The 6,669-nt window shown below is 75.8% G+C and carries 4 protein-coding genes; all 4 read right to left on the bottom strand.

The annotated features are described in order from the left end of the window. Positions 1 to 8: 8 nt before the first annotated feature. Positions 9 to 1,529, bottom strand: a complete 1,521-nt coding sequence (locus ADK64_RS06615; RefSeq protein WP_053655975.1) for a vWA domain-containing protein — start codon at positions 1,527 to 1,529, stop codon at positions 9 to 11. 46 nt (positions 1,530 to 1,575) lie between these two features. Then, positions 1,576 to 3,894 (bottom strand): serine/threonine-protein kinase, encoded by a 2,319-nt coding sequence (locus ADK64_RS06610; RefSeq protein WP_053655973.1) that lies wholly within the window; start codon positions 3,892 to 3,894, stop codon positions 1,576 to 1,578. Further along, positions 3,891 to 5,783 carry a trypsin-like peptidase domain-containing protein gene (locus ADK64_RS06605; RefSeq protein WP_234384473.1) on the bottom strand — a complete coding sequence of 631 codons (1,893 nt, stop codon included), beginning with the start codon at positions 5,781 to 5,783 and terminating at the stop codon, positions 3,891 to 3,893. The genes ADK64_RS06610 and ADK64_RS06605 overlap by 4 nt, the downstream gene beginning before the upstream one ends. Before the next feature lie 143 nt (positions 5,784 to 5,926). Then, positions 5,927 to 6,568 carry a phosphoribosyltransferase gene (locus ADK64_RS06600; protein ID WP_053655971.1) on the bottom strand — a complete coding sequence of 214 codons (642 nt, stop codon included), beginning with the start codon at positions 6,566 to 6,568 and terminating at the stop codon, positions 5,927 to 5,929. Positions 6,569 to 6,669: the final 101 nt, after the last annotated feature.

Here is a 6,669-nt window from a genome sequence, read left to right as displayed (position 1 = left end):
GGCGGGGATCATGTCGGGGACTCCCTCAGTGGGCGGCCGCAGTCGCCTCCGCAGTAGGCGGAGTCGGCCGGGCCGAGCCATGCGCAGTGCGGGCACTCGACGAGGGCGGCGGGATCGGGGCCGCCCGCCGCCTCGGGACCGGGGCCGGGCGGCGAGCCGCAGGCCGGCGGCCCGGGCGGGGTGGTCATGGCGCTGGAGAGGATCAGGTGCTGCCAGTCGACGTCCTTCAGGCCCGCCCGGACCCGCCCCGGATCCGCCCCGTCCTCGATCCGCCGCAGCGCGCCCAGCAGTTGGACGTCGCCCAGTTCGTCGGCGAGGGCCAGGGCCCGCGTCAGCGCCCGGTCCGCCGCCGCCCGGCCGTCGGTGCCGCGCAGCCACGCCCGGTAGGCCTCGGCGACGGCGGCGCTCGTCTGCTGGTACAGCTCGTGCCGGCGCACCCCGGGATACTGCCGGGAGGCGTCGAGCGGGTTGTCGGTCCAGCGCACCAGGACGGGCCGCGGCGCGGGCAGCCGTACCGGGCGCCCGAAGTCGGGTACGACGACCTCCACGGCGGCGAGTTGCAGGTCCTCGCCGGTGTCGCGGCCGGTCGGGTCGGCCCCCAGGACGGCCTGGAAGTGCCGCACCTCGTCGCCCCAGGCGCGGGTGACGTACTCGGTGCCGCGCCCGCCGGGGCCGGCCGGTACGGCGGTCAGCTCCTGCTCGTTCGGCACCACCTGGGTGACCCGGCGGATCACCGTACCGGGGGTGGGGGTGAGTCTGATGCGCAGCTCGGGGACGGCGGTGCCGAGCAGCCCGTGCATCAACTCCTCATAGGCTTCGGTCAGTTCGGACTCGTCGCGGACTGCTCCGGCCCGGCCGTGCAGCCGCCGGGCGATGCGCAGCAGCAGTTCGGCGTCCCAGTCGTCGCCGATGCCCCAGGCGTCGCAGACGAACCGGCCCTCGCACGCGTCCAGGGCGGTCTCCAGGCTCATGGCGGCCCGGTGGTCGTGCTCGTTGCGCCCGTCGGTGAGCAGCAGGACGTGCTTGACGGGGGCGGGCTGCTGCTTCAGCAGCCGACGGGCGAGGTCGAGCCAGGTGCCGATGGCGGTGCCGCCGTCCGCGTCCAGGATCCGTACGGCCCGCTCGGCGGCGTCGCGTTCGGCGGGCCCGGCGACGGCCAGCGGGGCGCGGCCGGGGCCGGGGTGGACCACGGTGGCGTCGAACCGCCCGGAGAGCACGGCGAAGGCGGTGCCGTCGGGCAGCAGCCGGAGCGCGGCGCCGGTGGCGTCCTTCGCGGCGTGCAGTTTGGCGGCGGGGTGGAGCATGGAGCGGGAGGTGTCGATGATCAGCACCTCGGCGAGCACCGGGCCCGTCCCGTGGTCGGGGCCGGGACCGGCGGCGAGCCCCGGGCCGCCGTGACTGCTGACGCCGATCTCCACGATGGCGTGCATCTCCCGGCCGGCGGGCTGCCCGGCGGTGGGCGGTGCGGCGGGCAGTTCCTTCTGCTGGCCGACCGCGAGCGTCACCTCGATCTGTCCGGCCCCGGTCATCGTCGTCGTCCCCCATGCTGGTCGCGGGCGTTCTCGTCGGAAGCGGTCAGAAGGTGGTGACCGGCCGGACCGCGTGGGCCAGGTCGAGCAGCCGGCCGTGCTCCGCGGCGGTGCGGGCCTGCGCGGCCAGCTGCCGCAAGGAGTGCTCCAGCAGGTCGCGCAGGCTGTTCTCGTCTCCGGGTCCGAGCAGATCGCCGGCGGGGAACTCGGGTCCCCAGCCCGGCCCGGGCCGGCCGTGCAGGGCGTTCTCGCGGACCTCGGCGGCCAGCCGGGCCCGTGACTCGCCGTCGGCGGCGCCGCCGTCCAGGCCCAGCCCGGGCAGCCGCCGGGCCGCGTCCCGCAGGTCGGCCGGTGCGGGCGGGCGGCCGTGCAGAAGACCGGCGCGGACGCGTACGGCCGCGATCCGGGCGGCGTCGTGGTGGCGGGAGGTGGCGGGTACGTCGTCGAGGACGCGGACGGCGGCATCCCGGTCACCGCCGGCCAGATGCCCCCGGGCCAGCCCGAACGCGGCAGCGGTGTGTGCGAAGTCCCGTTTCCAGACGGCCTCGTAGAAGCGCATGGCGCGGGCGACGCGCTGCCCGGACCGGTCTTCGCCGGTGCCGGTGCCGTCGTCCCCGGTGGGCTGTCCGGCCGCGTGCTCCGCGCAGTAGCCGAGGGCCAGTTTGGGGACGTACTCGCCGGGCAGGGCGCGGTGGACGGTGTCGAAATGGATGTCGGCCTGCGGGACTTCGCCCATGCTGAGGTGGAGGACGCCGCGGTGCCAGGCGATGCGCCAGTCGTGCCCGGCGGCACGTTCGCCGAGCTGGGTCTCGGCCTCGGCGAGCCAGTTCTCGGCCTGCTGCTGCTCGCCGCGCCGGAGGTAGGCACGGCACAGCCACAGTGCGGTCTCGGGGGTGCCGAGGCGGGATTCGCGGGTCCACTGCCGGGCGACCTGGTCGGGGGCATCGGGCGAGAAGGTGTCCAGCAGCAGGGCGGCGCCGTCGTCGGGGTCGGGCACCGGTTCCGGCAGGGCGCCGGCGACCTCGGGGGCGGCGGGCGGGGAGACGTCCAGGCCGTCGGGGCGTGCGCCGGGGCGCAGGGTCCAGTGGTCCAGGGCCGGGATCGCGCCGAGCCCGGCGTCGAGGCTGGCACCGGTGGCGCGGAACCGGGTGGAGCTCTCCGGCAGCTGCTCGCCGAACTGGAGCGAGCGGAACTCCCGTAGTACTTCCCAGAGTTGACGGGACATCTCGGCTGCCGAGCGGAACCGGGCGGCGGGTTCGGCGTGGGTGGCGCGGTCGATGATCCGGCGGAAGGAGTCGGGGGCGAGCCCGCGGGCCGGTTCGACACCGCGGGCCAGGGCCTGGAGGGTCATGCCGACGGTGTAGAGGTCGCTGTCGACGTGCCAGCCGCGCCGGTCGATCTCCTCCTTGGGCGGGGCGAACGTGGCCGTGTAGACGTAGGCGGAGGTACGGTCGCCGATCGCGCGGACCGCACCGAGGTCGATGACCTTGACGGCCCGGCCGAAGTGGATGACGTTGGCGGGCTTCATGTCGCAGTAGAGCAGGCCGCGTTCGTGCATGTAGCGCAGGGCCCCGAGGATCTTGCAGCCGTAGGTGAGGACGTGGTCGAGGCGGGGGCGGCCGTGGAAGATCCGCTCGGCGTCGTCGGCGTCGAAGAGCTGTTGCAGGGAGCGGCCGCCGATGTAGTCCATGACCAGGTAGCCGGTGGACGGGCGGCCGGAGGGGCGGTGCTCGGCGTAGGTGATGATGCGGACGATGTCGGGGTGGTGCAGGTCGGTCAGGGAACGGCGTTCCTCCACGGCGTTGCGGCGGGCGAGCGCGTCGTGGACGTTGATCTGGCCCTTGAGGACGACCCGGTGGCCGTCGGCACGCGTGTCCTCGGCGAGATGGATCCAGCCGAGACCGCCGCGGGCGAGACAGCCGAGGACGCGGTAGTGGTCGGCGACCACATCGCCCCGGTCCAGCTGGGGCAGGAAGGAGTAGGACGTGCCGCAGCGGGGGCAGCGGCCGGTGGCGCGGGCGGGCTGGCCGCCGTAGCCGATCCCGACGGTCATGGTGCAGCCGTTCGCCCCGCAGCGCCGGCCGCCGGTGGGCGGGCGCGGGTCCGCCACGAGGACGTCGTCGGGCACGGGTACGTCGGGCAGGACGACCAGCCCGTGCTGGTCCAGTTCCCCGACCCCGGCGACGACCTGCACGGCCGGTGGCCCGGGGCTCTCCTCAGCACCGCCGCCGGACGGCCCCGACAGCTCACCGCGTGCCCGCGCGAGCGGCTCGGCAGACGGCTCGCTGTGCCGGTGACCACAGGTGTCGCAGTAACCGGTCCCCATGATGTGCCCCGCGCAGCCGGGCCGGACGCATGAGGTCACGGGAGACTCTCCTCTCCGGGGTCGCTGGAGGTGGGGTGGGCGCGGGCCGGGAGCGGCGGGGCGGGTGCCGGACTTCCGGGATCCGCAGGGCCGGGTTCCGTGCTCGCGTTCCCCGGGCCCGAGCAGAAGGTGACGAAGTGTTCGACGGCCACTTCCGCGCGCTCGATGTCGCAGGGGGTGTGGCGGAGGACGGACAGCGCGTGTTCGTAGAGCCGGTACGCCTCCATCAGCCGGTCCCCGGGGTCATCGGCCGACCGTGGTTCACCCGGCACGTCAGGTACGCCGGTTCCGCCCGATCCATCGGGCGGGTTTCCCGTCGGCCCACCAGGTGGGCCCAGCCCACCCGACGGCGAACCCGCGGCCCGCTGTCGGCACAGCGGCCACTCGGCGCTGACCCGGCCGAGGAGTTCCTCGCGGCGGTGCAGGCGGGCGTCGAGGAGGCCGATCGCCTGTTCCAGGCGCTGCCGGCGGCGGTCGACGGCGTGCTCGAAGGTGAACAGCAGGTCGGCGCGGGCGGGTTCGCGCTCGCGTTCCGGGGTGTGGGCGACCCAGGCGCGCAGCATCCGGGTGCGCCGTACCCCGCCCTCGGCCTGTGCGACCAGCGGCCGGGTGCCGGGGGTGGGCAGCACCCGGTCCCGGAGCCGGTCGAGGGCGGGGCCCAACTCCTCTACGATCCGGTCCAGTTCGGCGTGCAGCCGGGACCAGCGGTCGTGCAGCGGGCGGCCCACGAGGGACTCGGCGGCCTGGTCGGCGCGCTCCCCCCGGCGGCGGAAGACCAGCAGCAGCCGGGCTCCCTGCCGGGCGAGCCGGTCCAGCAGGCCGAGCAGGGCGCCGGGTTCGGCGGCCTGGTCGACACCGACCAGCACGGCGGCGAGCGGGACGCGCAGGGCGCCGAGCCGTTCGGGCCGGGGGTCGTCGCGGATGCCCAGGCGGGCGGCGACACGGTCCATGACCTCGGCGGCCGTGAGCCCCTTGACCTCCAGGGCGAGATCGTGGGCCCCGGCCGGCGGCACGGTCTCGGGCGGGTCGTGGCTGAAGACGCTGGTGTTCCGGTCGGTGCGCAGCTCGCGGTCGGCGAGCGTGACGGCCCGGTTCAGGGTCCAGGCGCGGTCGCTGCGGGCGGGGACGACGGTGACGAGGACCGGCCAGCCCTCGCCCCGGAACCAGGAGGCGAGTTCGGTGGCGAACGGCACGTCGAGCGCCCCGGCGCTGCCCGGTGCGCCGGTGCGCAGCCGGGGGTCGACGGCCTCGGCGCCGTCGGTCCAGGCGGCGACCTGCGGCAGATGGCTGAGGATGGTCTCGGTCGGGCTCATGTAGCTGAAGGCGGAGCCCGGCCCCCGGTCCACGCTGAGCACGATCCCGATGACCTGGTCGGTGGCGTGGTCGATCACTCCCCCGCCGCTGAAGCCGGGCGCGGCCAGCTCGCCCGGGCTCAGCGGGCGCAACTGCACCTGGCTGTCCCGGCCACGGGCGGCGACCAGCGTGGCGCCGTGCCAGCGGCCGCCGTCGTCTCCGTCCGGGAAGCCGTACATGCTCACCGGTCCGTGCGGGGCGGCGAGCCGGTAGAGCCGGGTGGTGTGCGGGGCGGGCAGCGGTTCGGCCAGGCGCAGCAGGGCGAGGTCGCCGCTGCGGTCGCCGAAGGCGTCCTTGCGCAGGGGCACGTGCTCGTCCTCGCGGACCGTGGCGGGTACGGCGGCGAGGCCGGGGACTCCGACCAGGCGGACGGCGTAGCGGCGGCCGGGCCCGGCGACGTGGGCGGCGGTGAGCACCCGGTCGGGGGCGAGCAGCACCCCCGCACCGAGGACCCGCCCGTCCGGCGCCTCGATGCGGGCGATCCAGGACGGCGTCCGTAACCGCGATGTGACGGCTCGCTCCCCCGTGCGCGTCATGGCCCCGAGGTTACTCCGAGTACCGGTCCGGTACTACTGGTGTGCACGAGGGCGTTGCCGAGGCGCGGGGACCGGGGCGACCGAGGGACGGCTGCTGTGCCCGCGCACCGGCGGGGGCGGTCCTCCCACTCGGTGCGCGTTCCTCAGCGCGCGTGCAGCGCGGCGAGCACCTGTGCGTCGGTGAGCTGCTCGAAGTCCTCGTACCACTGGCCGACGGCGGCGAAGCCGACCGGCCGGTGCGGGCACAGGACCGTGTCGGCCTCGCCGGCGAGCAGGTCCACCGAGTCGGGGGCGCCGACGGGTACGGCGAGGACGAGGTGCGCGGGGTTGCGGCGCCGGACGTGCCGCAGCGCGGCGCGGGCGGTGGCTCCGGTGGCCAGTCCGTCGTCGACCACGATCACGGTGCGGCCGGCCGGGTCCGGGGGCGGGCGGTCGCCGCGGTAGCGCTCCTCGCGGCGGCGCAGCTCCCGCCGCTCGCGCTCGACCGCGGGAGCCATGGACTCCTCGGTCAGGCCGAGCATCGCGAGTGTGCCGGCGTCGAAGAGGGGCGGGTCGTCGGCGGCGAGGGCGCCGACGGCGAACTCCTCGTGGTGCGGCGCACCGATCTTGCGGACGACGAGCACGTCGAGCGGGGCGCCGAGGGCGCGGGCGACCGGCTCGGCGACGGCGATGCCACCGCGGGGCAGCGCGAGCACGAGGGGGTCGGCGAGGTCCTCCCGCGCACACAGGCCGACCAGCAGTCCGGCCAGTTCCCGCCCGGCTTCGGCCCGATCCCGGAAGCGCATGGCTGGTCCTCCTCCGCGCAGCCCCTCCTCCATGGTGCTACGGCGGTGAAGGTCGAGGTGCTGTGGAGGCTCAGGGCCCGGGGCGCCGGCGACGCGAACAC

The organism is Streptomyces sp. MMG1121, from assembly GCF_001280015.1.
GTDB lineage: Bacteria > Actinomycetota > Actinomycetes > Streptomycetales > Streptomycetaceae > Streptomyces.
This window is presented reverse-complemented; position numbering and strand designations above follow the sequence as displayed.

Excerpts from the sequence above, each read along its gene's own strand:
- ADK64_RS06615 (WP_053655975.1), bottom strand. The coding sequence starts at position 1,529 with ATGACCGGGGCCGGACAGATCGAGGTGACGCTCGCGGTCGGCCAGCAG.
- ADK64_RS06605 (WP_234384473.1), bottom strand. The coding sequence starts at position 5,783 with ATGACGCGCACGGGGGAGCGAGCCGTCACATCGCGGTTACGGACGCCG.
- ADK64_RS06600 (WP_053655971.1), bottom strand. The coding sequence starts at position 6,568 with ATGCGCTTCCGGGATCGGGCCGAAGCCGGGCGGGAACTGGCCGGACTG.